The sequence below is a fragment of the Cupriavidus sp. 96C5-1 genome (assembly GCF_057798855.1).
Window position 1 is genome coordinate 43,705 of sequence record NZ_JBYOJU010000048.1, and the last position, 21,912, is coordinate 65,616.

Genomic DNA, 21,912 nt, shown 5'->3' on the forward strand with positions numbered 1-21,912 from the left:
CGCTCTGAAGCACGCGCCCCAGGCATGGCATGGGGCGCGTCAGCTCAGCGCCGCAGCCAGGGGGTGGCTGCCAGGTGGCCATGGGCTTTCGAAAAACGATTGCACCATGGCATCGCTCACTTCCTCGGGGTTCGCGATACGCCAGCGCGGCGCGTTGTCCTTGTCCACGATCAGCGCGCGCACCCCTTCGATGAAGTCGCCCCGCGTGAAGGCATTCGATACCACCCCAAGCTCCATGCGGAAGCAGTCGGCCAGGTCCAGGCGCCGGCCGCGCAGCAGCAGTTCACGGGTGACGGCGGCCATCAGGGGCGAGCGGCTGCGCAGCGTTGCCAGCGTGCGCGCGGCCCACTCCGCGTAGCGCGGATCCGCTTCGGTGGACAAGCTGGCGATCAGGTCTGCCAGGCTGGCCTCGGGCCGGAAATGCCGCAGCAAGGCCGGCAAGACTTCCAGCATCGGTGCCTCCGCCGCGCTCGGCAGGGTAGCGGTGGCAGCCGCGGCCGCGCCGAGGGCGCCGCGCAGGTTTGCCAGCGTATCGCCGCGCCACGAAATGCCGGCCAGCGTCTGTTCCAGTGCCTCCAGGGCCGTGCTGTGGATGGCGATATCGGCCAGCCCGCACAGCAGCGTATCCGCCGCGCCCAACGTCACGCCGGTCAGCCCGACATAAAGCGCCAGCGGCAACTGCAGCCTGGACAGGAAATGGCTTGCGCCCACATCCGGCACCAGCCCGATGCCGGTTTCGGGCATGGCTACGCGCGAGCGCTCGGTGACCACGCGCAGATGCGCGGCCTGTGCCAGCCCCATGCCGCCGCCCATGACGATGCCGTCCATCAGCGCCACCAGCGGCTTGGAATACCGATGCAAGCGGTAGTCCAATTGGTATTCGTCAACGAAGAATTGCCGATGCAGGGGCGTGCCGGCGTGGAAGCTGTCGTATAGCGCGCGGATATCGCCACCGGCGCAGAAGGCCTTGCTGCCCGCGCCGCGCAGCAGCACCGCGACGATGTCGGTGCGCCCGGCCCAGGCCGCAAGCTGCGCATCGAGTGCGCCGATCATCGGGTAGGACAGGGCGTTCAGCTGGCGCGGCCGGTTGAGCGTGATCACGCCGACGCCGTTGATTTCCTGGAAGCGGACCTCGGGTTCGGCGGCATGCGCTTGCTGGCTGGCGTCGTTGGGGTTCGGGGGCATGGCGTGCTCCTAGGCGTTGCGCCATTGCGGCGCGCGTTTTTGCAGGAAGGCGTTCACGCCCTCGCGCTGGTCCTCGCCGTCGAACAGGTCGACAAAGCGCTCGCGCTCCAGCGCCAGCGCCGGTCCGCGCGCCACGCCCTGGCGCGCCAGGTGCACCAGTTGCTTGCTGAAGGCGGCCGCGCGCGGACTCACGTTGCAGGCGCGCCCGGCCAGGCGCAGCGCCGCGTCGAGCGCATGGCCAGCAGGCACGACTTCTTCCACCAGGCCGATGCGCAGCGCGGTCGCGGCATCCACCTTTTCATTGCACAGGATCATGCGCTTGGCCCAGCCTTCGCCCACCAGCCAGGGCAAGGTCTGGGTGCCGCAGCCGCACGGCAACAGGCCGACACCTGCCTCGGGCAGCGCCATCTGCGCCTGTTCCTCGGCAATGCGCACGTCGCAGGCCAGCGCGCATTCCAGGCCGCCGCCCATGGCATAGCCGTTGATGGCGGCGATCACCAGCGGGCGCGCATTCTGCAGCGCTTCGAAGGCGGCGCCGAAGCGCTGCGCCATCACGCGCGCATGGGCGCGGTCGCCGTCGGCAAAGCCGTTCAGGTCGGCGCCGGCGCTGAAGAAGCGGCTGCCGTCTCCGGTGATGACGATGGCCCGCACGCGTGCATCGGCATTCAGCGTGGCCACCAGCTGGCGCAGCTGTTCCAGGCCTTCGGCGTTGAAGGCGTTGGCGGGCGGGCGCTTCAGGGTGAGACGGGCGATATGCCCGTCGATCGCGTGGTCGATCATGCTGCCCGCTCCTGTTGCGAGAGGTACTGGCGGATCACGCCCGAGAAGTCCAGCTGGCCGTCGCCGGCCTGGCTCATCGCCTGGTAGATCTGCTGCGCCAGGGCGCCCAGGAGGAGCGGCTGCCGCACGCTGCGGGCGGCGTCCGCGGCCAGGCCCAGGTCCTTGAGCATCAGGTCCGCGCCAAAGCCGCCGCTGTAGCCGCGCGAGGCGGGCGCGGTCTCGATCACGCCGGGATAGGGGTTGCAGGTGTCGGCGGCCCAGCAGCGGCCGGTGGAGGTATTGACGATGCCGGCCAGCACGCCAGCGTCGATGCCCAGCTTCACGCCGAGCGCCATCGCTTCCGAGACGCCGATCATCGAGATGCCGAGGATCAGGTTATTGCAGATCTTGGCCACCTGGCCGGTGCCGGTATCGCCGCAGCGCACCACATTGCGGCCCATGCCGGCCAGCACCGGCTGCAATTGCGCGAACAGCGCCTGCTCCGCGCCCACCATGAAGGTCAGGGTGCCGGCCTGGGCGCCGCCGGTGCCGCCGGAGACGGGGGCATCGGCCATCGGGTTGCCGCGCTTGCCGGCCTCCAGGGCCAGCGCGCGGATGGTGGCGGGGTCGATGGTGCTCGAATCCACCAGCGGCACGCCCGGGCGCACGCCGGCGAGCACGCCTTCCGGATCGAGATAGGCGGCACGCACGTGGGCGGCAGCCGGCAGCATGGTGATCACGAAGTCGGCTTCGGCCACGGCCTTGCGGGCGGATTGCGCAACGGCCGCGCCATCGGCCTGCAGGGAGGCGAGCGCGGCGGCGTTGAGGTCGAATACGGTGAGGCTGTGGCCGGCCTTGAGCAGGTTGCGGGCCATGGGCGCGCCCATGTTGCCGAGGCCGATGAAGGCGATATGCATATTGTCTCCTTGATCAAGAGTCACGGACGCGGACCAGGTCGCGGTGACTTCCGGATTGCGATTGTTTCTCCCCACGCCCGCCGCGCGGGAGTGGAGAGCGGGCCAGGGGCATTTTCCATGCAGCCCGTGCCCTTCCCGCGGCTCGTCAACGCAGGCTGATCGTCGTATTCACGCCATCATTCACCGTGGCGTCGTCGAACCAGCGTGCCGTCACCGTCTTGGTCTGCGTATAGAACTGCACCACCTGCTTGCCGTAGGGCCCGAGATCGCCCAGCTTGGAGCCGCGCGAGCCGGTGAAGCTGAAGTAGGGCACCGGTACCGGGATCGGGATATTGATGCCGACCTGGCCGACATCGATCTCGCTCTGGAACTTGCGCGCCGCGGCGCCGCTCTGGGTGAACACGCCGGTGCCGTTGCCGAAGGGGTTGCGGTTGACCAGGGCGATCGCCTCGTCCAGCGTGTCGACCCCGATCACCAGCAGCACCGGACCGAAGATTTCCTGGGTGTAGATGGACATGTCCGTCGTGACGTCGGCGAACACCGTCGGCCCGACGAAATTGCCGTCGGGATAGCCGGGCACCTGCACCTCGCGCCCATCCAGCGCCAGGGTGGCGCCTTCGCGCACGCCGGCGTCGATCAGGCCGAGCACGCGCTGCTTTGCCGCAACCGAGACCACCGGGCAGACATCGGTGCCGGGCTCGCTGCCCGCGCCGACCTTGAGCGTCCTGGCCTTCGCCACCAGATCAGGCAGCCAGTCGCGCGCCGCCCCTACCAGCACCGCCACGGAGGTCGCCATGCAGCGCTGGCCGGCAGCGCCGAAGGCCGCGCCCACCAGGGCGTTGAGGGTGTGCTCGCGGTGCGCATCGGGCAGCACCACGGCGTGGTTCTTGGCGCCCATCATCGACTGCACGCGTTTGCCGTGCGCGCCGGCCAGGTTGTAGACGTGGGTGCCGACGGCGGTGGAGCCGACGAAGGAAACCGCCTTGATGTCCGGATGCGTGCACAGGGCGTCCACGACCTCGCGGGCGCCGTGCACCACATTCAGCACGCCCGCCGGTACGCCGGCCTCGACCGCCAGCCTGACCAGCTCCATGGTGGACAGCGGGTCCTGTTCCGAAGGCTTGAGCACGAAGGTGTTGCCGCACACGATCGCCATCGGGAACATCCACAGCGGGATCATGGCCGGGAAGTTGAACGGCGTAATGCCCGCGCACACGCCGATGGGCTGCTGCAGGGTGTAGGTGTCGACCGTGGCCGCCACATTCTCGGCAAAGCCGCCTTGCTGCAGCGTGCCGATCGAGCAGGCGTGCTCCACCACTTCCAGGCCGCGGAAGATATCGCCTTCGGCATCGGCCAGGGTCTTGCCTTGTTCGGCGGTCAGGATGGCGGCGATGCGCTTGCTGTGCTCGCGGATCAGCGCCTGGTAGCGGAGCATGATGCGCAGGCGCGCGCCGAGCGGCGTATGGCGCCAGGTGGCGAAGGCACGCTGGGCCGCGCCCACGGCCGCATCGACTTCGGCCGCGGTGGCCAGCGGTACGCGCGCCAGGATTTCCTGCGTGGCGGGATTGACCACCGGGCGGAACTCGGTGGCCGCGGATTCCACCCATTCGCCGTTGATCAGCAGCTTGACGGTGGGCGCGGCGGCGCTGGCGCCGGTTGCGGTTGTGGGCTGGGCACTCATTGGGTAGGTCTCCGTCGGTTCTAGGTTTGGGTGGTGCAATGGTTGGGGGCGGCCAGGGGGACCGTGCCGCTCACAGGCTGCGCGCGATCAGCATGCGCTGGATCTCGCTGGTGCCTTCGTAGATCTGGGTGATGCGCGCGTCGCGGTAATGACGCTCGACCGGATAGTCTTCCAGATAGCCGTAGCCGCCGTGGATCTGCAGCGCCTTGGAGCACACGCGCTCGGCCAGTTCGGAGGCGTAGAGCTTGGCCTGCGAGGCCTCGGACAGGCAGGGCAGGCCGGCCGTGCGCATATGCGCGGCGCGGTGCACCAGCAGGCGTGCGGCGTTCAGCTCGGTGGCCATGTCGGCCAGCATATTGGCGATGGGCGGATGCTCGCGCAGCGGGCGGCCGAACTGCACACGCTCGGCAGCGTAGCGGCAGGCCGCCTCGAAGGCGGAACGGGCGATGCCGAGGGCCTGCGCGCCGATGCCGATGCGCCCGCCTTCCAGGTTGGACAGGGCGATGCGCAGGCCCTCGCCGGGTTCGCCGAGCAGGGCGTCGTGCGGCACATGGCATTCCTCCAGCGTGATGGCGCAGGTGTCGGATGCGCGGATGCCCAGCTTGCGCTCCGGCGTGTGTACCACGAAGCCGGGCGTATCGGTGGGCACGACGAAGGCGGAGAGGCCTCGCTTGCCTTGCTCCGGCTCGGTGGAGGCGAAGACGATGGCCACGCCGGCACGCTGGCCGTTGGTGACGAACTGCTTGCTGCCGGACAGCACCCAGCCCGCTTCCGTGCGACGGGCACGGGTGCGCAGGTTATGGGCCTCCGAGCCGGCTTGCGGCTCGGTCAGGCAAAAGGCGCCGATCATCTCGCCGCTGGCCAGCCGCGGCAGGTAGCGTTCTTTCTGTGCCTGGGTGCCGTAGTGCAGGATGGGCCCGCAGCCCACCGAATTGTGTACGCTCATCAGCGTGGCGCAGGCGGCACAGCCGGCGGCGATCTCCTCGATGGCCAGCGCGTAGGCGATGTAGTCGGTATAGGTGCCGCCCCACTCCTCCGGCACGATCATGCCGAGCAGGCCGAGTCCGCCCATCTCCGCCACCACTTCCGCCGGCAGCTGGCTGGCCTGGTCCCATGCCGCCGCATTCGGCGCGAGCCGCTCGCTGGCGAAGGCGCGAGCGGTGTCGCGGATCATGGTTTGCTGTTCGGTGAATTCGTGTTGCATGGCTGCTCTGGTGGAGGCGGGGTCGGGGCAGGTAAGGCGTGCCTGCTGTGTCTGTCGTATCCGTCGGTCCCATCCGGGATGGGCCTGGCAGCAGTGTAGGAAGACAGCCGGGCGGCTCCTATGCCAGAATCCGCCAACCTTGCTGAACTCGTTTGCCACTGCCGGCTTGGCGGCAGGGCAACCCATCCCCTTTTGTTGCGTCCATGGAAAAACACAGCGTCGCCATTTGTTTCGTGCATCACGCCATTGCGGGGCTGCGCTCGCGCGGTATTGCGCCAGAGCCGGTGCTGCAGGCGGCCGGCATTGCGCCGGCCTTGCTGGCGGTGCCGCAGGCGCGCGTGTCCTCCGCCAGCTACAGCGCCCTATGGCTGGGCGTAGCCGCCGCGCTGGACGATGAATTCTTTGGCCAGGATTCGCGCCGCATGAAATGCGGCAGCTTTGCCATGCTGTGCCATGCGGTGGCCGGCAGCAGGACGCTGGCGCAGGGGCTGGAGCGGGTGGTCCGGTACTTCCGGCTCCTACTGGACGATATCGGCGTACGTCTCGAACGCGAGGGCGTCGGCCAGGGCGAGGCCGAAGGGGAAAAGGATGGCAGCGAGGATCCTGCGCGCAGGGGCAGGCGAGCCGCCCTGGTACTGGCCGCGACCTCGGACCGCGCGCCCGGCGTATTCGCCCAGGAGACCATGCTGATCATGCTGCACGGGCTGATGAGCTGGCTGATGCGTCGGCGCGTGCCCGTGCTGCTGGCCGCTTTCAGCTACCCCGAGCCGCCCTATGCGGCGGAGTACCGCCTGATGTATTCGCGCCACCTCGCGTTCGACCAGCCCGCCACGGCGCTGGTGTTCGACGCGGCCTGGCTGGACCAGCCGGTGCACCAGGACGAGCGCAGCCTCAAGGCGTTCCTGCGTGATGCGCCGCACAATGTGGTGGTCAAGTACACCGACCGCGCCAGCGTCATGGCCCGCGTGCGCCGCCAGTTGCGCGCCCAGGCGCCGGAGCAGTGGCCAACCTTCGACCGGCTGGCGCATGACGTGCACATGTCGCCATCGTCGTTGCGGCGGCGGCTGATGGAGGAGGGCGGCACTTACCAGCAGTTGAAGGACGAAATGCGGCGCGACCTGGCCATCGAGGCCTTGAGCCATTCCAGCCGCCCGCTGGCGGAAATCGCGGCCGAGCTTGGCTTCGCCGAACCGGGGGCTTTCCACCGGGCGTTCCGGCGCTGGACCGGGCTGCGGCCCGGCGCCTACCGCGCCACGCCGGCGCAGGCCTGATGTCCTGGTTCAGGAATCTAGCGCTGCACGGACGGAACGCCGGCCGCGGCGGGCGTTCCCGCGCCGGCGCCGGCCGGCGTGGTATAGGCCAGCATGCGGTTGCGCCCGGACAGCTTCGCCATATAGAGGGCCGTATCGGCGCGTGCGGTGAGTTGAGCCAGGGTCTCGCCGGGTTGCCACTCCGCATAGCCGCCGCTGACGGTGTAGCGCACCGTGCCGAAGGGGCCGGTGACGCGGTTGGCCTGGGCCTGCGCGCGGATGCGCTCGGCCGCGTGGCTTGCTTCCCCCTGCGCGCTGCCGGGCAGCAGCACCACGAATTCCTCGCCGCCCATGCGGCCGATGCGGTCGGGCGTGCGCAGGCTGGCCGCTGCCAGCCGGGAGAATTCAGCCAGCACGGCGTCCCCGGCGGCATGGCCGAAAGTGTCGTTGACCGACTTGAAATGATCGATATCGACGATCAGCAGCACTGGCGGGCGGCCACCGCGAGCGGCGCGCGCCAGCTCCCGCCCGGCTTCCTCCTCGAACGCCATGCGGGACATCGCGCCGGTCAGGAAATCGGTATTGGCGATGGCTTCCAGCCGGCGCACCATGGCATCGTGGATCATCAGCACCGCGCCCATGCTCAGTGCGGGCGTGACCAGGGCACCGACTATCAGGAAGGCCAGATTCAGCCCGGGGGCGGTCAAGGTTGCGGGATCGTCCATGACCGACAGTGCAGAGAGCAAGCCGCGCAAGGCGTGGCCGCCGGCAAAGATAAAGGCGAAGCCGGCCGTGGTCAGGTAATGGCTGGAAGGGCGGCCGCGCGGGCGGTGGCGTACCAGGGCGATGCCTACCAGGGCGCAAAGCGTTGCGTTGAAGGCCGACGCGATCACCACGCGCGTATTGAAGTCATTGAATACGTAGCGCCACGTCGCGATGCCGGCAACCGTGGCAAGGGTGCCGACGGCCAGTGCTCGCCAGTTCGGCTCGCGCCCGCAGAAGCGCAGGGTGGCGGCCAGGAACAAGGCAAGCGCCCACGACAGGCCTGCGTTGGCCACCACGATCGACAGCACGTCGGGGATCTTGCCGCGCAGTGCAATCAGCACCAGCGCCGGCGTGGCGATCAGGTTGGCTTGCCACCATAGCGTCACGCCGGGCTGGCCGCAGCGGCGCAGCGACCAGACGATGGCCAGCATCATGGCGCTGAGCGCTGCTGTGACGACCAGCATGGCGAGCGTGTCCGACATCTGACGGTTTCCTCCGGGTCTGGTGATTTGTGCCTGGCGCCTGGCTATCACGTTGCAATCGGCGTGCGGCGTTCTGGAGAATATCGCGGCGGCCCGCTCCGCACTCCCTCCCGCGTATGCGGAGCCTTGGCCGCCCGGCGCGGCGCTAGAATGGCTGGTAATGCCGTTTTGATCGGCGCGGCGCATCAATAAAAGTGGTGCGGCCATGCCCAGCACTGGCGGGGCCGTGGTCCCGGCTTTGCCGCCGGGGCCTGGCGCGCCGCCATGATACTCGTCTTCACAGCCATTTGGCCCGCGCACGATGCAACAAATCAGATTCGACCTCGGTGACCTGCAGGCCATGGTGGCGGTTGTGGAGCAGGGCGGTTTCCGCGCCGCAGCCGAAGCGCTCAGCCTGTCCCAGCCAGCGCTCTCGCGCCGCATCGAAAAGCTCGAACAGGCGCTCAACGTGAGACTGTTCGAGCGCACCACGCGCCGGGTCACCCTCACGCTCGTGGGGCGGGAGTTTGCCGCCAGGGCCCGCGCCCTGCTGGCGGAAGTGGAGTCCTCGCTGCTGGGCATCGGAGATCCGGCGGTGACGCACGGTGGCGAAGTGACCGTTGCCTGCGTGCCGTCGGCCGCTCACTATTTCCTGCCGGCGGTGATCGGCTGTTTTCATGCGCAATATCCCAATGTTCGCGTCAAGATCGTGGATGAAGGCGCCAATGCCGTGCTGCACAGCGTAGCCAGCGGCGAAGCGGATTTTGGCTTGAACTTTATCGGTACCCAGGAGGCAGACCTCAAGTTCGAACCGCTGCTGCGCGATCCTTTCGTACTGGCCTGCCGCCGCGACCACCCGCTGGCGCGGCGGCGCTCGGTGGCGTGGGCCGAACTGGGCAAGCACACCCTGGTGGCCCTGGCCAGATCGAGCGGCAACCGGCTGCTGCTTGACCTCGCGCTGGCCGACACGCCGGTGCGGCCGGCCGCCTTTTACGAAGTGCGCCATGTCAGCGGCGTGCTGGCGCTGGTGGAGGCCGGGCTCGGCGTGGCGGCAGTGCCCCGCCTGGCGCTGCCCGGCGGCGATGGCGCGGCGCTTGCGGCAGTGCCTTTGCGCGCGCCGGCAGTATCCCGCACGCTGGGCATCCTGCGGCGCCGTGGAGCGATGCTGCCGCCGCACGCGCAGGCACTGTACGACCTGGTCGGGCAGGCCGTACCCAAGCGCGGCCGGGCCTTGCGCCCGCCACGGGAAGACACGCGGGATGCTGGCAGTATTGATGCGTAAAAACGATCAAAGCCAAGAAAGTTTGCATTATCGCGGCACGCCGGCCTTGCATAGAATGTGCAGCCTGCCCGGTGGAGACAACGTGGCAGGCCGGTTTCCCTTCAATGCCCATCGAGAGTGCATATGTCCATTTCATCCGCCGCCGTGCTGGTCCCCGCCGTCAACCCACTCCGCAGGAATGCTGTAAAGCCCCATGCCAGGCCCCTGCTGGCCCTGATATTGGCGGGCATGGCCAGCCTTGCCCTGGGCGTTGGGAACGCGCTGGCCGACGAAGTCAAGGTCATGAACTCGGGGGGCTTCACTGCGGCCTACAAAGCGCTTGGCCCGGATTTCGAGAAGGCCACGGGTCATAAGCTGTCGACCGCGTGGGGTCCCTCCATGGGCAAGTCGCCCGAAGCCATTCCCAACCGCCTGGCGCGGGGCGAGCACGCCGACGTGGTGATCATGGTGGGCTATGCGCTGGACGACCTGATCAGGCAGGGCAAGGTGGTGCCCGACAGCAAGGTCGCGCTGGCCGATTCACGCATTGGGCTCGCGGTGCGGGCGGGCGCACCCAAGCCCGATATCAGCACGGTCGACGCATTCCGCGACACGTTGCTGAAGGCCGCCTCCATCGCCTATTCGGACAGTGCCAGCGGCGTGTACGTGGAAAAGGAGATGTTCAGGAAGCTGGGCATCGAAGAACAGGTCAAGGGCCGCGCCCATATGATCGAGAAAACCCCCGTGGGCAGCGTGGTGGCCAAGGGCGACTACGAGGTCGGCCTGCAGCAGGTCAGCGAACTGTTGCCGGTGCCGGGTACCACGTTCGTGGGCAAGATTCCCGAGGCCGTGCAGAGCATCACCACCTTCGCTGCAGGCGTGCCGGTCAATGCCGAGCATCCGGACGCCGGCCGCGCCCTGATCCGCTACCTGGCGTCTCCCGCAGCGCGTGCCGATATCGAGCGCAGCGGCATGGACCCGGTGGTCGATCCGAAGGCTGCGCAGTAACCCGCCACGGCCCCCCGATGGGAGGCGGGAGCTGCAAATGCCGCCGCACACGCTGGATTACGCAGTTGGCGGCTCCCAGTCAAACCACCCCTCTCCCCAACCCTCGCGCGGCCGCTGCTGCGGGATCGGCAGGGGCGGCCTGGATGGTCTCGCGCAGCGCCTGCGCACCGGCGCCCGCCAGGACGGCGTCGTTCTGCGGCGTATGAATGCGGCTGCACAGTACATTGCGGTAGTGGCGCTCCAGCGGATTGCCGCGCGACAGGGCGGGATTGCCGGCCAGTCTGAGCGCCAGTTCGACGGCGGCGATCGCGTTGTCGGTCACAGTGAGCTTGAGCAGGCCGCCATCGGTGGCGCTGGCCGGGGCGCCGGCATCCGCGTCGGTACAGAAACGGTCCAGCAGTATGCGGTTGGCCAGGAGCCAGCCGTCGATGCGGCCTACCGCTTCCTGGAAACGCGGCAGGGTGGCGAGCGGTGCGCCCAGGCTGCCGGGCGCGCGCAGCTTGAGCCACGCGACGAACCAGTCGCGGGCGCTGCGCGCCACGGCGTCGTACAGCGCGCCGAGCAGGACGGCGCTCCAGACGGCCCAGGCCGGGTCATGGCGTTGCGCCCAGTCTTCCGGCTGGCGCAGATCGACCGCATGGGCGGCGGGCAGTGGCGTGTTGTCGAAGACCACGTCGTGGCTGCCGGTGGCGCGCATGCCGAGGTGGTCCCAGGTTGGCAGCACGGTGATGCCGGGCGCGTCGCGGGGCACCAGGAATACGCCGGTGCGCGGGCTGGGCTCATCGGTGCGTCCCCACACGGCCAGCCAGCTCAGCGCCGGGATGCCGGTGGCATACACCTTGTGGCCGGACAGCAGCCAGCCGTCGCCATGGCGGCGCGCTACGGTGGCCGGCATGCCGCCGCGCGCGGGCGAACCGAGGTCGGGTTCCACGCGCAGCGAGTTGATCAGCGCACCACGATCCACCGCGCTGCGTTGTACCGCTTCCCGCACGGCAGCGGGCCATTGCGTATCCTGCGCGAGGCTGCGATGGCCGAGGGTCTGCATCACCAGCACCAGCGCAGTGGACGGATCGCCCGCAGCCACGTGCTGGATCACGCGGCGCGCATCCGCCAGCCCAGTGCCGCTGCCGCCGAGGGTGCGCGGCACGGTGAGGGCGAGCAGGCCAAGCTGGTGGAGTTCGGCGATATTCTCAAAGGCAAAGGTGGCGTCGCGGTCGTGGCCGGCGGCGCGCGCGGCAAAGCGCGCGGAGAGCGCGCGCAAGGCCTCTTCCGGAGGGGGCGGGCGCGGTGTGAGACCATCGTCGGGACCTGGCGCCGGTACGGCGGGCGCGAAACCGGCTTCGCTGTGCCAGTCGGAAATTCGCCGCCTTGCGGTAGTACCGCTGGACTGCAAGCTCATGCTTTCCCCTGTTGTCTTGTGGTGTTGTGCCGTGCCTGCCTTGTTGGGGGGGCACGGCCGCGCTCAATGACAGATCTGCCCGCTCTCGACCAGCATCATGTTGAAAGCCGCCTCGCCCGCGGCGGCTTCCCGCAGCCGGCCAAGCCGCCCGTCGCGCTGCCAGCGCGCCAGCAGCTGTTCCAGGTAGCGGGCGGACTGCGCATCCGGCTCGCGCAGCGTCAGCGCCGCGCCCTCGCCATTGAGCACGAGCGGCGCCGCCACGAAGAAGCGCCATTCGGACAGGCGCATCACGCGCCCGGCCAGCGCGGCGTCTTCCGCCACCGCGGCGCATTCGCCGCGGCGAAATGCCAGCAGCGCCTGCAGCGGGGAGGGGTAGCGGCGCAGTTCGGCCCCGGCCCGGGCCAGTGCCGCCTGGAAGGGGCTGCCCTCGCTGACGCAGGCGGTCTTGCCGCCAAGTGAATCGAGCCGGTCGACCGGCGTGAAGCGCAGCGTCAACAGGGTGCCGCGCGCGGTGGCCGGCGCCTGCACGGAGGCCGTGCGGGGATGGCGGCTATCCGCCGCCGCGCCGAAGGCAAGATCGAAACCGGGTGACTGGGTGCTGCCCGCCGCCGGCAGATGACGCAGCCTGACGGGCAAGCCAAGCGCCCGGCCGAGTTCGGCGGCCAGCCCGGCTTCGCCCGGATCGGGCTCCGGCACCAGCGGGCGGCCCGGCGGCGTGGCGCGCGGATAGGCGTGCACGCCGACCACCAGTTCGCCGCGCGCCTGGGCCTGGCGCAGCAGGGGGCCGGGCCCGGGGTCAGCTTGCCGGCGCGCTTCCGAGGACAGCCACATGGGCAGGGCGGCGATACCTGCGCTCAGCACAAGCGCAGCCGCGATGGCGCGGGCCGCCCGCCGTCCTGCCACGGCGATGCCAGGCGGCAGGCGGGGCAATGCGGCGCTATGCCTGCCGTCCCGGTCCGGGTGCGGTATCGAGTCCGGACCCAGCCACCACGTGCCGTGCAGATGCCAGAGTTCATCGGGCATGGCTTCCTCGGCGGTGGGGGCGCGCCGCGAGCCGCGGGATCCGCGCGGCTACCATCCCTGGCCCAGCCCCAGCAGGCCAAGGATTTCGCGGCGCAGGCGGATCAGCTCCGGATCGTCGCGATGGCGCGGATACGCGCGGTCGATCTTGAGTTCCGCCGTGATACGGGCCGGCCGCTCGCTGAACACGATCACGCGCGTGGCCAGCAGCAGCGCTTCCTCCACATCGTGGGTGACCAGCAAGGCGGTAAAGCGCGAGCGCTGCCACAGCGAGACCAGCTCGCCCTGCATGCTCAGGCGCGTCAGGGAATCGAGCTTGCCCAGCGGCTCGTCGAGGATCAGCAGGCGCGGCTCGTTGACCAGGGCGCGCGCCAGCGCGGCGCGTTGCGCCATGCCGCCGGAAAGCTGGCGCGGATAGGCCCGTGCGAAGTCGCTCAGGCCTACGCGTGCCAGCGCGTCGTCCACGCGGGCGCGCTGGGTGCCGAGCAGCCCGCGCGCTTCCAGGCCGAGAGCGGCGTTGTCCCATACCGTGCGCCATGGATATAGCGTGGGGTCCTGGAATACCACCACCCGGCTCGGGTCCGGCCCGGCGATTGGCACGCCATCCACCGCCAGCGTGCCGCGCCGTGGCGGCTCCAGTCCGGCCACCAGCCGCAGCAGGGTGGACTTGCCGCAGCCACTGGGGCCGAGCAGGGCAACGAACTCGCCCGGCTCGGCGGTCAGGCTGACGCGGCTCAGCACCGGCAGTACCTGGTCGCGCAGCGTGAAATGGTGGCTGACCTGATCGATCGTCAGGCGCACGCCGTTGCCGGCCGGGTCTTCCACAGGCGGCACCTGGACGGGTTTCTCGAGCACGGCGCTTACCATTTGACCACGCCCTTCTGCCAGGCCAGCAGCCGGTCGCGCGAGCGGAACAGCAGCGTGATGAGTCCCGAAAACAGGAGCGCCATTACCAGCAGCGCGGCATACATGCTGGCGTAGGCGGCCCAGCCCTGGGCCCATTGGAGGTACCAGCCGAGGCCGGATTTGACCCCCAGCATCTCGGCCACCACCAGCACGGAGAACGATGAGCCCAGGCCCATGAAGAGGCCGACGAACACGCTGGGCAGCGCCGCCGGCACTGCCACCTTGAGCACCAGGAAACGCTCCCTGGCGCCCAGGGTGCGGGCCACGTCGTAATAGGCCGGGTCCACCGCCGCGACGCCGGACCAGGTCAGCACGGTGACGGGGAACCACGTCGCCAGCGCCACCAGGAAGGTGGCCGCGCTGGCGCTGCTGGGAAAGGCGAAGAACACGATCGGCAGCCAGGCCGTGGCAGGCAGCGGCCCGAGCAGGCGCAGCACCGGATGGACCCAGTAGCCGGCCCGGCTCGACCAGCCGATCGAGACACCGGTCAGGAAGCCCGCCAGCGCGCCAAGCAGGTAGCCGGTGGCCAGCAGGCGCAGCGAATGCGCCACCGCTTTCGCCAGCCGTGCATAGTCCTCGAGGAAGACCTCCAGCAGCGCCTGCGGCGGCGCAAAGAAGGGGCGCGGCAACAGGCCCAGCTTGGCGGTCGCCAGCTCCCACGCCAGCGTCAGTGCCGCCAGCACCAGCAGCCACGGGCCGGCGCGGCGCAGGGTGGCGCCAATACCGCCAAGCCGATGCTGCACGAAGGCCAGCACCAGCAGCACGGCGGCGATGCCTGCGAACAGGGAGGCGGTCTCATGGGTCAGCGGCCAGTCCTCGGGTTCCGGCCAGAATTTCACCACGGCGGCGAGCCCCAGCCAGGCCGCCCCCGCCAGCGCGCCGCCCAGCCATACGCGCGGTACGGCGGCGGGCAGGGCCAGGAATTCATCGCGCCCGTCGAAGGCGTCGTGGCCGGCCAGCGCCTGGCTGGCGGCGGGCGCTTCCAGCACGCCGTGCTGCCCGTCAGCTGAGAACGTTGGCATAGATGCGCTCCGCGAATTTATTGGAATCGGTGCCCGGACGGATGACCGACACGAGCTTGAGTTCGTCGGTGTATTGCGCCAGTTCCTTTTTCAGGTCCGCGCCAACCGGATGATGGCCGTGGGTGTGGCTCTTGAGCATGGCCACCACATCGCTTTGCGATGCCTTGGAGAATTCGGCGAAATGCCGGGCGGTTTCCTCGGGGTGGGCTACCGTCCAGTCCTGCGCCTGCAGCACGGCATGCGTGAGCGCGGCGGCGACCGGCTTGTCCTCGCGGATCAGGCTGCCGCGAATGCCCAGCACGCAGCAGGAACGGTTGGCGTATTCGTCCGACAGGTTGGTAGCCACCTCGACCAGGTTGCGTTCCTTGCGCAGCAGGTAGGTGCGCGGGTCGCCGTCGGCGGCGGCCTGGGCCTCGCCTTTCTCGAGGGCGATGCCGAGCAGGTCGGCGGGGTACTGGCGCCACTGCACGTCGCGTACGGGGTCGATGCCGCGCTTGGCCAGCAGGATGGAGAAGAAGTTCTTGGCCGGGCTTGCCATGTCGCTGACCGCCACGGTCTTGCCCTTGAGGCTCTTCAGGTCGGTCACGCCGGAGTTGCGCAAGGTCAGCAGCCGCATGCAGCCACCGTGGGTGGCGGCGGTCAGCTTGACGTCGAAGCCTTGCTCGAGCGGCTTGAGCCAGCGCAGCGCCATGCCCACGCCGGCGTCCGCCTTCCTGGTGGCGATGGCTTCGAGCAACTGGTCGGTGGACCCGCCGAAGTTGATCAGTTCCACCTCCAGCCCGTGATTGCGGAAGATGTTCTCTTTCAGCGCCGCTGCGACGGGCGCCAGGCACACGCCGCTGGCATTCCACGCCAGCTTGATCGGCTTGAGCTGGCCGGCGGCGCGGGCCTTGGCGGTCCAGACAAAGGGCGCGGCGCCGCTGGCAATGGCCAGTGTGCCGGCGGCCCGCAGCCAGCCGCGGCGGCTCAGGCCGCCTTTGCTGCCCGCGGGCGTTGGGAGGTGGAGGGCGGACGGCTGCTCTGGCGCTTGATGCATGACACTCCTCGGTAGGCTGCGGGATGCGGGATGTGAACGATATGCACCATGCTAAGAACTGGTTCGCTGCAATAGAACGAATTTGTTGGCACAAGCTTGCACGCGCAGCGACTAATGCGGCGGCTGCATATGCTTGTACCCGCGCGGCGGCGGGTGGCGGTAGTGGGGTAAGATCGCCGGTTTTCATCCCGGACAGGCCGATGCAAGCGCAGGCAGTTGCCGCCCCGAGGCGGGTGGATATCGTGGTGTATCCCGGATTCAAGGCGATGGAGGCAGTCGGCCCGATGACGGTGTTCGACTACGCCAATGTGCGGCTGTCCCAGCGCGGGCAGCCGCCGGCCTATGCCACGCGCGTGGTGGCGCTGGAGACCGGTCCGGTGCGCTCGGACACGCTGATGACGCTGGAAGCCACGGCTCGGCTCGACACCGTGCTGCTGCCTGATATCGCACTGATCGTCGGCGCACGCGACATCGAGCGCGCCATGGACGAGGCGCGGGGCATCGTGCCCTGGGCACGCGCGGTGGCCCCGCGCATCGGGCGGCTGATCGCGCTGTGCTCGGGCACGTTCTTCCTCGCCGCGGCGGGCCTGCTCGACGGGCGCCGCGCCACCACGCACTGGAGCGTGGCGGCGCTGCTGCGCCAGCGCTTCCCGGCGGTGGAGGTGGACGCCGACGCGATCTTTATCCGGCAGGGTAACCTGTGGACTTCGGCTGGGGTGACCGCCGGCATCGACCTGGCGCTGGCGGTAGTGGAGGAGGACCTGGGGCGCGAACTGGCGCTGGATCTGGCGCGCGAACTGGTGGTGTACCTCAAGCGCCCTGGCGGGCAATCGCAGTACAGCCTGCATCTGGCCAGCCAGGCCACCAGCCACGCAGGCATCCGCGGCGTGCAGGACTGGATCCTGTCCGACCTGGCCCATGATTTCACGCTGGCCGGGATGGCGGCGCGGGTCGCGATGAGCGAGCGGAATTTCCGCCGCGTATTCGCCCGCGAGGCGGGCGCCAGCCCGATGGCGTTTATCGAATCGGCACGGATCGAAGGCGCCCGGCGGCTGCTGGAGCAAGGCGACCTGCCGCTCAAGGCGATTGCCGCGCGTACCGGCTTCGGTTCCGACGAGGGCTTGCGGCGCGCCTTCCTGCGCCAGCTGGGCATCACGCCGCGCGAGTATCGCGAGCGCTTCGGGGCCGTGCAGGGCTAGGCGGGCCTTACTGGCTGGCGGAATTGGCAGGCGCGGCAGCCGGGCCGGTGGCGGTGCCGGGCGCGTTGGTGTGCAGCGCGGCATCCTGGCTTGCCGGGGTGTCGGCAGCGGCACCTGCCGGACCGTTCTGGGTGCCGCTGTCCTGCGAGCGCTGGCGGCCCCTGCCACGGCCACCGCCTCGCCCGCCGGTCTGGAGCGGTGCGGCATGGTTTTGCCGCAGTTCCTGGTTGATGCTGTCCACCGTGCGTGGCGGCGGCGTCATGCGCGCAAAGTTGCTGTTGATCGCGTTCATGGCTTCGTCCCCGCCGGCGGGCGAACCCTGGGCGAAGGCGGCGGGCGACAGCAACAGCGTGGTCACCAGGGGAATCAGGCGGAGAGTGCGGGCGCTGCGGGTCATCGTGAAATCCTTCGGGATTGTCGCTACCGCGGTGGCCGGCCACGGGGCCGTGCCCGCTTTCGGACGATGCAGGCGCGCGATCTCGCCGGATGCTAGCAGCGCGGCCGGACGCAGTGCAAGGCGCCGCCGGGCGGATTCTGTTTCAGCGGTAGCCAGCCCGTTTCAAGGTATTACCAAGCGGCGCCGGCTGCGCTGGAGTGGCCTGCCCCGGATTCTGCCCGATTCGTCAGGCGCCTGGCGGTCAGGGGAAGGAGGGAGGTAAACGGGAGAGCATGACCGGCGGAGGGCACCCGCCCGCCGCTTCAGTAGGAGCGCAGTGCAATGCCCCAGCGCTGCGGCATGGCCGGCGGGGGGCGGTGCCCCCGCCACAACAGCGCGGTTCAGAGCTGCGCCGCGTGGTGCCGGATATGGTCCTCGATAAACGTCGAGATGAAGTAATACCCGTGATCGTAGCTCGCGTGCCGGCGCAGCGTCAGCGGCTGGCCGACGGCGGCGCAGGCCGCTTCCAGGGCTTCGGGATAGAGCTGTTCGGCCAGGAATTTGTCCGCCAGGCCCTGGTCCACCAGAATCCCGCGCGGGAAGGGTGCCGCCGCCTGGCGCGCCATCAGTGCGCTGGCGTCGTACTGCTCCCAGGTGGCGCGATCATCGCCCAGGTAGCGGCCAAGGGCCTTGTGACCCCACGGGCAGCGCGTCGGCGCCGCGATCGGCGCGAAGGCCGACACCGAGCGGAAGCGTGCGGGATGCCGTTGCGCCAGCACCAGCGCGCCGTGGCCGCCCATCGAGTGGCCGAACACGCCAACGCGTCGCGGATCGGCGGGCAGCGCCGTGGTGACCAGCCCGAACAGCTCCTCCGTCACATAGCTTTCCATGCGCCAGTATTGGCTCCATGGCGCCTGCGTGGCATCCAGGTAGAAGCCCGCGCCCACGCCAAAATCCCATGCCTCGGCCTCGCCGGCAATGCCGGTGTCGCGCGGGCTGGTATCGGGCGCCACCAGGATCAGGCCGTGCTCGGCGGCAAAGCGCTGGGCGCCGGCCTTGATCATGAAGGTTTCCTCGGTGCAGGTCAGGCCGGCCAGGTAGAACAGCGCGGGCAGGCGCTGTTCGGGCCGGGCCAGCGCCTGCGGGGGCAGGAACACCGAGAAACGCATCGGCAGGCCGATGGCGCTGGAGGCGTGCCGGTAAAAGCGCTGTACGCCGCCGCAGCAACCGTGTTCGGAAAGGAGTTCGAGCATGGCCGGCCTCAGTACAGCACGACCGAGCGGATCGACTCGCCGCGCTTCATCAGGTCGAAGCCCTCGTTGATGCGCTCCAGCGGCAGGGTGTGGGTGATCAGGTCGTCGATATTGAGCTTGCCTTCCATATACCAGTCGACGATCTTCGGCACATCGGTACGGCCGCGCGCGCCGCCGAAGGCCGAGCCCTTCCATTCGCGGCCCGTCACCAGCTGGAACGGGCGGGTGGAGATTTCCGCGCCGGCCTCGGCCACGCCGATGATGATGGACTTGCCCCAGCCCTTGTGGCAGCACTCCAGCGCCTGGCGCATGACCTTGGTGTTGCCGATGCATTCGAAGGAGTAGTCGGCGCCGCCATCGGTAAGCTGCACGATGTGGTCCACCACGTTCTCCACTTCGTTCGGGTTGATGAAATGGGTCATGCCGAACTTGCGCGCCATGGCTTCGCGGCCCGGGTTCAGGTCCACGCCGATGATCTTGTCGGCGCCGACCATCCTGGCCGCCTGGATCACGTTCAGGCCAATGCCGCCCAGGCCGAACACCACCACATTGGCACCGGCTTCCACCTTGGCGGTGAACAGTACCGCGCCCACGCCCGTGGTCACGCCGCAGCCGATATAGCAAACCTTGTCGAAGGGCGCGTCCGGACGGATCTTGGCCAGCGCGATTTCCGGCACCACGATGTGGTTGGCGAAGGTGGAGGTACCCATGTAATGGAAGATGGGCTTGCCGTCGATGGAAAAGCGCGAGGTGCCGTCGGGCATCAGGCCCCGTCCCTGAGTGCTGCGGATGGCCTGGCACAGGTTGGTCTTGCGCGACAGGCAGAACTTGCACTGGCGGCATTCCGGCGTGTAGAGGGGAATGACATGGTCGCCGGGCTTGAGCGAGCTCACGCCCGGACCCACGTCGGTGACGATGCCGGCGCCTTCATGGCCGAGGATGGCGGGGAAGATGCCTTCCGGATCGGCGCCGGACAAGGTGTAGTAATCGGTGTGGCAGATGCCGGTGGCCTTGATCTCCACCAGCACTTCTCCGGCGCGCGGGCCGTCCAGGTCCACGTCTTCCACGGTCAGCGGGGCTCCGGCGTTCCAGGCGATGGCGGCTTTGGTCTTCATGATTGCGTTCCTTGGTGGCGGCGGCAGCCTGGCTGCCGGCTCGATGTCCGGGGGCGAAAACCAGTGCGCGCGCCCGGCTTCAAGGGGTGCCGGGGCGGTGCTTTTCGTCTGCAGAGACTATACGTCCTTCGGACTGGCCACGGACGCCGGAAGCGGCGCTTTTGGCCCGGGGCGCCCCCAGTTTGGCCAAAATCGCGGGTCGGGTGGCCGGCTTGTTGACCATCTCCGCGGCTGCCGCTCTAATGCCAGCTTCACCCACGCGCAGCCGCTCAAGCCCAATGTCCTCGCCGTGTTGCCTGTCTGCCGCTCCGGCTACCGTGCCCATCTATCCGCTCCAGGGATGAGTACCGGACCCGAACCGCCCACCTCCCGGGCCTCGCCCGTGCAGCGCGCGCTATGGATACTGCGGGCCTTGTCCGATCCGCAGGTTCGCCGCCTCTCCGATGTGGCGCGCGCCACTGGCCTCGACCCGGCTACGGCCTCCCGCTTGCTGGAGCTGCTGGTGGCGGAAGGCTTCGTGAGCAGGGACGCGAGCCGCCGTTTCGGCATCGGCCCGGAGATCTTCCAGCTGGCCGATGTGGCGCAGCGCCGTGTCGACCTGCGCGCCCTGGCGCGGCCCAGCCTCGAGCGGCTGGTGGAAGCGTTCGAGGATACGGCGGTTCTGACGCTGGCCAGCCGTGGCGAATCGGTGGTGGCGGATATCGAACTGGGCACCTTCCCGATCCGTGCCAACTATGTGGAGATCGGTACGCGCCGGCCGCTCGGGGTGGGCGCCGGCAGCCTGGCGGTGCTGGCCTGGATGCCGGAAGCCGAGCGCGCCGTCCGGGCGCGGCTGGGAAAGGCGCAACGTGTGCGCTATCCCCGCCTGACGCCCGAAGTGATCGGGGAGCAGATCGAAGCGGCGCGCGGGAGGGGCTATGCCTTGTTCCTGGACTGGGTGGTGGACAAGATGGGCGGGATCGCCGTGCCGCTGCTCGACTACGAAGGCCGGCCCATCGGCGCGCTCAGCGTCGCGGCGCTGAGCGAACGCATCCTGGCTCGGGAGGCCAGGATGGCGCGCTTGCTGAAGGAGGAGGCGCGACGGGTTACCAGCGCCTGGGCGCGCCGGGCCTTGCCAGCTTAGCGTGGCATGCGCCGATGCACGGCTGGCGGACGGCTGCGTTCCACGCCTGTTGAAGGATTTTCAGAGGTTTTCCAGGGCATAGGCGAGCATGGCACTGCTCAGGAACGCTACCATTCCGGGGTGGTAGGCATTATGGAAATTTCTCATGGTGGGATTTTCGCTGTAAAGCAAAGCCATTCCAATATAAGCTTCCCGGCTCGGGGTATAAAAGCGGCAGGAGATTTCGTGATGCCGGTGAACCAGCCCCTGAATATGTTCGTCCGTCGGATCCGACGTGTCGATGAATTTCGATAGATCCTTGTAAAAGGCATCCCAGTCCGCGTGAACCCTTGCCCGGTCAACGTGCTCCCAGCCGTTCGTCTCCGAGAGGCTTCTCGCCTGCTCCTCATTCAGAATGTCCCGGCATTTTTCTTGATATGCGGAGTCGAGGCGGTCTGAAATCATGATTTCCTGTCCTTGCCGGGAATGAATAGGAAAATCATATCGGGCATGGCGCGCCGGTATTATCAGAAGATTCCTCTTTTTCTGCTCCCGTTTCCGCTTTGTCGACAGAAAGCGGTTTCGCATGGCTCCGCCATCGCCGTGTCCGGCCTTTCAGCTGGCCGGCCCGTGCAGCAGCGGCCGCAGCGCCTCCGGTACCTCCACCTCGAAGCGCAACACCGCGCTGGCCAGCGCCTTGCCGTAGTTGTCGAGCGCGAGGCTGCGCGAAACGCCGCCCCCGAGCGCGCCATGGGCCACGAAATTGAGCACCTGAAGCCCGTCGGCCTCGAAACGTTCGACCTTGCCCGTGACCACGCCGCCATACAGCGCCTTGAAGGCCTCGGCAGTGAGCTGGGCCTTGAGATGAGGATAGAACGCGGGTTCATAGGCGATCACCGCGGTGTTGGAGATATCGCCCTTGTCGCCCGAGCGGGTATGCGCCAGGCGCCTGAGTGGAGCTTTCATGTCATGTGCCTCGCGGCAGGTCAAAGG

The 21,912-nt window shown here is 68.8% G+C and carries 21 protein-coding genes; 5 read left to right on the forward strand and 16 right to left on the reverse strand.

The features are described 5' to 3' along the window. Window positions 1–39: 39 nt before the first annotated feature. The 5 genes from AC3FOF_RS36310 to AC3FOF_RS36330 all read right to left on the reverse strand — a co-directional run bounded on the left by AC3FOF_RS36310 (window position 40) and on the right by AC3FOF_RS36330 (window position 5,746). Entirely contained in the window at window positions 40–1,185 is a 1,146-nt protein-coding gene (locus AC3FOF_RS36310; RefSeq protein ID WP_276267899.1) for an enoyl-CoA hydratase/isomerase family protein, read from the reverse strand. 9 nt (window positions 1,186–1,194) lie between these two features. Next, on the reverse strand, window positions 1,195–1,965 hold the full coding sequence (locus AC3FOF_RS36315; RefSeq protein ID WP_017229517.1) for an enoyl-CoA hydratase: 771 nt from the start codon (window positions 1,963–1,965) through the stop codon (window positions 1,195–1,197). Beyond that, window positions 1,962–2,861, reverse strand: a complete 900-nt coding sequence (gene mmsB / locus AC3FOF_RS36320) for a 3-hydroxyisobutyrate dehydrogenase (protein ID WP_488729365.1) — start codon at window positions 2,859–2,861, stop codon at window positions 1,962–1,964. Before mmsB ends, AC3FOF_RS36315 begins: the two co-directional genes overlap by 4 nt. Window positions 2,862–3,006: 145 nt before the next feature. After that, the gene (locus AC3FOF_RS36325) at window positions 3,007–4,542 is read right to left on the reverse strand and encodes a CoA-acylating methylmalonate-semialdehyde dehydrogenase (protein ID WP_488729366.1); all 1,536 of its coding nucleotides are present in this window, start codon (window positions 4,540–4,542) and stop codon (window positions 3,007–3,009) included. Between the two features lie 70 nt (window positions 4,543–4,612). Continuing rightward, on the reverse strand, window positions 4,613–5,746 hold the full coding sequence (locus tag AC3FOF_RS36330) for an acyl-CoA dehydrogenase family protein (protein WP_488729367.1): 1,134 nt from the start codon (window positions 5,744–5,746) through the stop codon (window positions 4,613–4,615). A 203-nt stretch (window positions 5,747–5,949) separates the two neighbouring features. Between AC3FOF_RS36330 and AC3FOF_RS36335 the strand changes: the two genes are divergently transcribed. Beyond that, window positions 5,950–7,017: an AraC family transcriptional regulator gene (locus AC3FOF_RS36335; RefSeq protein ID WP_017229521.1), complete on the forward strand. Its 1,068-nt coding sequence runs from the start codon at window positions 5,950–5,952 to the stop codon at window positions 7,015–7,017. A gap of 17 nt (window positions 7,018–7,034) precedes the next feature. Here the strand turns inward: AC3FOF_RS36335 and AC3FOF_RS36340 are convergent, their stop codons facing one another. After that, window positions 7,035–8,243 (reverse strand): GGDEF domain-containing protein, encoded by a 1,209-nt coding sequence (locus AC3FOF_RS36340; protein WP_488729368.1) that lies wholly within the window; start codon window positions 8,241–8,243, stop codon window positions 7,035–7,037. A 301-nt stretch (window positions 8,244–8,544) separates the two neighbouring features. Here AC3FOF_RS36340 and AC3FOF_RS36345 point away from each other — a divergent pair, with 301 nt between their 5' ends. Both AC3FOF_RS36345 and AC3FOF_RS36350 read left to right on the forward strand, forming a co-directional pair. Then, on the forward strand, window positions 8,545–9,504 hold the full coding sequence (locus AC3FOF_RS36345) for a LysR family transcriptional regulator (protein WP_488729369.1): 960 nt from the start codon (window positions 8,545–8,547) through the stop codon (window positions 9,502–9,504). 228 nt (window positions 9,505–9,732) lie between these two features. After that, complete coding sequence (locus AC3FOF_RS36350; protein ID WP_488729379.1) at window positions 9,733–10,491, forward strand: substrate-binding domain-containing protein; 759 nt, start codon at window positions 9,733–9,735, stop codon at window positions 10,489–10,491. A gap of 79 nt (window positions 10,492–10,570) precedes the next feature. Here AC3FOF_RS36350 and AC3FOF_RS36355 read toward each other — a convergent pair whose 3' ends face one another. From AC3FOF_RS36355 to AC3FOF_RS36375, 5 genes are all read right to left on the reverse strand, one after another. Continuing rightward, window positions 10,571–11,890 carry an acyl-CoA dehydrogenase family protein gene (locus AC3FOF_RS36355; protein ID WP_488729370.1) on the reverse strand — a complete coding sequence of 440 codons (1,320 nt, stop codon included), beginning with the start codon at window positions 11,888–11,890 and terminating at the stop codon, window positions 10,571–10,573. Between the two features lie 63 nt (window positions 11,891–11,953). Beyond that, window positions 11,954–12,913, reverse strand: coding sequence for a substrate-binding periplasmic protein (locus AC3FOF_RS36360; RefSeq protein WP_488729371.1), 960 nt, complete (start codon window positions 12,911–12,913; stop codon window positions 11,954–11,956). Between the two features lie 48 nt (window positions 12,914–12,961). After that, window positions 12,962–13,777, reverse strand: a complete 816-nt coding sequence (locus AC3FOF_RS36365; RefSeq protein ID WP_488729372.1) for an ABC transporter ATP-binding protein — start codon at window positions 13,775–13,777, stop codon at window positions 12,962–12,964. Continuing rightward, window positions 13,771–14,838, reverse strand: a complete 1,068-nt coding sequence (locus AC3FOF_RS36370) for an ABC transporter permease (RefSeq protein WP_488729373.1) — start codon at window positions 14,836–14,838, stop codon at window positions 13,771–13,773. Before AC3FOF_RS36370 ends, AC3FOF_RS36365 begins: the two co-directional genes overlap by 7 nt. Then, complete coding sequence (locus AC3FOF_RS36375; protein ID WP_488729374.1) at window positions 14,819–15,874, reverse strand: ABC transporter substrate-binding protein; 1,056 nt, start codon at window positions 15,872–15,874, stop codon at window positions 14,819–14,821. The genes AC3FOF_RS36370 and AC3FOF_RS36375 overlap by 20 nt, the downstream gene beginning before the upstream one ends. A gap of 200 nt (window positions 15,875–16,074) precedes the next feature. On the opposite strand from AC3FOF_RS36375, the gene AC3FOF_RS36380 reads away from it, so the two are divergent. Then, window positions 16,075–17,073 carry a GlxA family transcriptional regulator gene (locus AC3FOF_RS36380; protein ID WP_276264934.1) on the forward strand — a complete coding sequence of 333 codons (999 nt, stop codon included), beginning with the start codon at window positions 16,075–16,077 and terminating at the stop codon, window positions 17,071–17,073. 7 nt (window positions 17,074–17,080) lie between these two features. Here AC3FOF_RS36380 and AC3FOF_RS36385 read toward each other — a convergent pair whose 3' ends face one another. From AC3FOF_RS36385 to AC3FOF_RS36395, 3 genes are all read right to left on the reverse strand, one after another. Next, window positions 17,081–17,470 carry a hypothetical protein gene (locus tag AC3FOF_RS36385; protein ID WP_488729375.1) on the reverse strand — a complete coding sequence of 130 codons (390 nt, stop codon included), beginning with the start codon at window positions 17,468–17,470 and terminating at the stop codon, window positions 17,081–17,083. A 380-nt stretch (window positions 17,471–17,850) separates the two neighbouring features. Then, window positions 17,851–18,702, reverse strand: coding sequence for an S-formylglutathione hydrolase (gene fghA / locus AC3FOF_RS36390; RefSeq protein WP_017228284.1), 852 nt, complete (start codon window positions 18,700–18,702; stop codon window positions 17,851–17,853). A gap of 8 nt (window positions 18,703–18,710) precedes the next feature. Further along, window positions 18,711–19,817 (reverse strand): S-(hydroxymethyl)glutathione dehydrogenase/class III alcohol dehydrogenase, encoded by a 1,107-nt coding sequence (locus tag AC3FOF_RS36395; RefSeq protein WP_017228283.1) that lies wholly within the window; start codon window positions 19,815–19,817, stop codon window positions 18,711–18,713. Between the two features lie 340 nt (window positions 19,818–20,157). Between AC3FOF_RS36395 and AC3FOF_RS36400 the strand changes: the two genes are divergently transcribed. Then, window positions 20,158–20,940 (forward strand): IclR family transcriptional regulator, encoded by a 783-nt coding sequence (locus AC3FOF_RS36400; RefSeq protein WP_276264936.1) that lies wholly within the window; start codon window positions 20,158–20,160, stop codon window positions 20,938–20,940. Between the two features lie 60 nt (window positions 20,941–21,000). Here the strand turns inward: AC3FOF_RS36400 and AC3FOF_RS36405 are convergent, their stop codons facing one another. Together AC3FOF_RS36405 and AC3FOF_RS36410 are read right to left on the reverse strand one after the other, a co-directional pair. Beyond that, window positions 21,001–21,384 (reverse strand): TipAS antibiotic-recognition domain-containing protein, encoded by a 384-nt coding sequence (locus AC3FOF_RS36405; protein ID WP_017228281.1) that lies wholly within the window; start codon window positions 21,382–21,384, stop codon window positions 21,001–21,003. Between the two features lie 150 nt (window positions 21,385–21,534). Then, window positions 21,535–21,885: an AtuA-related protein gene (locus AC3FOF_RS36410; protein WP_488729376.1), complete on the reverse strand. Its 351-nt coding sequence runs from the start codon at window positions 21,883–21,885 to the stop codon at window positions 21,535–21,537. Window positions 21,886–21,912 lie beyond the last annotated feature (27 nt).

Coding starts and splice junctions, on each gene's coding strand:
- AC3FOF_RS36310 (WP_276267899.1), bottom strand. CDS start 1,185: ATGCCCCCGAACCCCAACGACGCCAGCCAGCAAGCGCATGCCGCCGAA.
- AC3FOF_RS36315 (WP_017229517.1), bottom strand. CDS start 1,965: ATGATCGACCACGCGATCGACGGGCATATCGCCCGTCTCACCCTGAAG.
- mmsB (WP_488729365.1), bottom strand. CDS start 2,861: ATGCATATCGCCTTCATCGGCCTCGGCAACATGGGCGCGCCCATGGCC.
- AC3FOF_RS36325 (WP_488729366.1), bottom strand. CDS start 4,542: ATGAGTGCCCAGCCCACAACCGCAACCGGCGCCAGCGCCGCCGCGCCC.
- AC3FOF_RS36330 (WP_488729367.1), bottom strand. CDS start 5,746: ATGCAACACGAATTCACCGAACAGCAAACCATGATCCGCGACACCGCT.
- AC3FOF_RS36335 (WP_017229521.1), top strand. CDS start 5,950: ATGGAAAAACACAGCGTCGCCATTTGTTTCGTGCATCACGCCATTGCG.
- AC3FOF_RS36340 (WP_488729368.1), bottom strand. CDS start 8,243: ATGTCGGACACGCTCGCCATGCTGGTCGTCACAGCAGCGCTCAGCGCC.
- AC3FOF_RS36345 (WP_488729369.1), top strand. CDS start 8,545: ATGCAACAAATCAGATTCGACCTCGGTGACCTGCAGGCCATGGTGGCG.
- AC3FOF_RS36350 (WP_488729379.1), top strand. CDS start 9,733: ATGGCCAGCCTTGCCCTGGGCGTTGGGAACGCGCTGGCCGACGAAGTC.
- AC3FOF_RS36355 (WP_488729370.1), bottom strand. CDS start 11,890: ATGAGCTTGCAGTCCAGCGGTACTACCGCAAGGCGGCGAATTTCCGAC.
- AC3FOF_RS36360 (WP_488729371.1), bottom strand. CDS start 12,913: ATGCCCGATGAACTCTGGCATCTGCACGGCACGTGGTGGCTGGGTCCG.
- AC3FOF_RS36365 (WP_488729372.1), bottom strand. CDS start 13,777: ATGGTAAGCGCCGTGCTCGAGAAACCCGTCCAGGTGCCGCCTGTGGAA.
- AC3FOF_RS36370 (WP_488729373.1), bottom strand. CDS start 14,838: ATGCCAACGTTCTCAGCTGACGGGCAGCACGGCGTGCTGGAAGCGCCC.
- AC3FOF_RS36375 (WP_488729374.1), bottom strand. CDS start 15,874: ATGCATCAAGCGCCAGAGCAGCCGTCCGCCCTCCACCTCCCAACGCCC.
- AC3FOF_RS36380 (WP_276264934.1), top strand. CDS start 16,075: ATGCAAGCGCAGGCAGTTGCCGCCCCGAGGCGGGTGGATATCGTGGTG.
- AC3FOF_RS36385 (WP_488729375.1), bottom strand. CDS start 17,470: ATGACCCGCAGCGCCCGCACTCTCCGCCTGATTCCCCTGGTGACCACG.
- fghA (WP_017228284.1), bottom strand. CDS start 18,702: ATGCTCGAACTCCTTTCCGAACACGGTTGCTGCGGCGGCGTACAGCGC.
- AC3FOF_RS36395 (WP_017228283.1), bottom strand. CDS start 19,817: ATGAAGACCAAAGCCGCCATCGCCTGGAACGCCGGAGCCCCGCTGACC.
- AC3FOF_RS36400 (WP_276264936.1), top strand. CDS start 20,158: ATGAGTACCGGACCCGAACCGCCCACCTCCCGGGCCTCGCCCGTGCAG.
- AC3FOF_RS36405 (WP_017228281.1), bottom strand. CDS start 21,384: ATGATTTCAGACCGCCTCGACTCCGCATATCAAGAAAAATGCCGGGAC.
- AC3FOF_RS36410 (WP_488729376.1), bottom strand. CDS start 21,885: ATGAAAGCTCCACTCAGGCGCCTGGCGCATACCCGCTCGGGCGACAAG.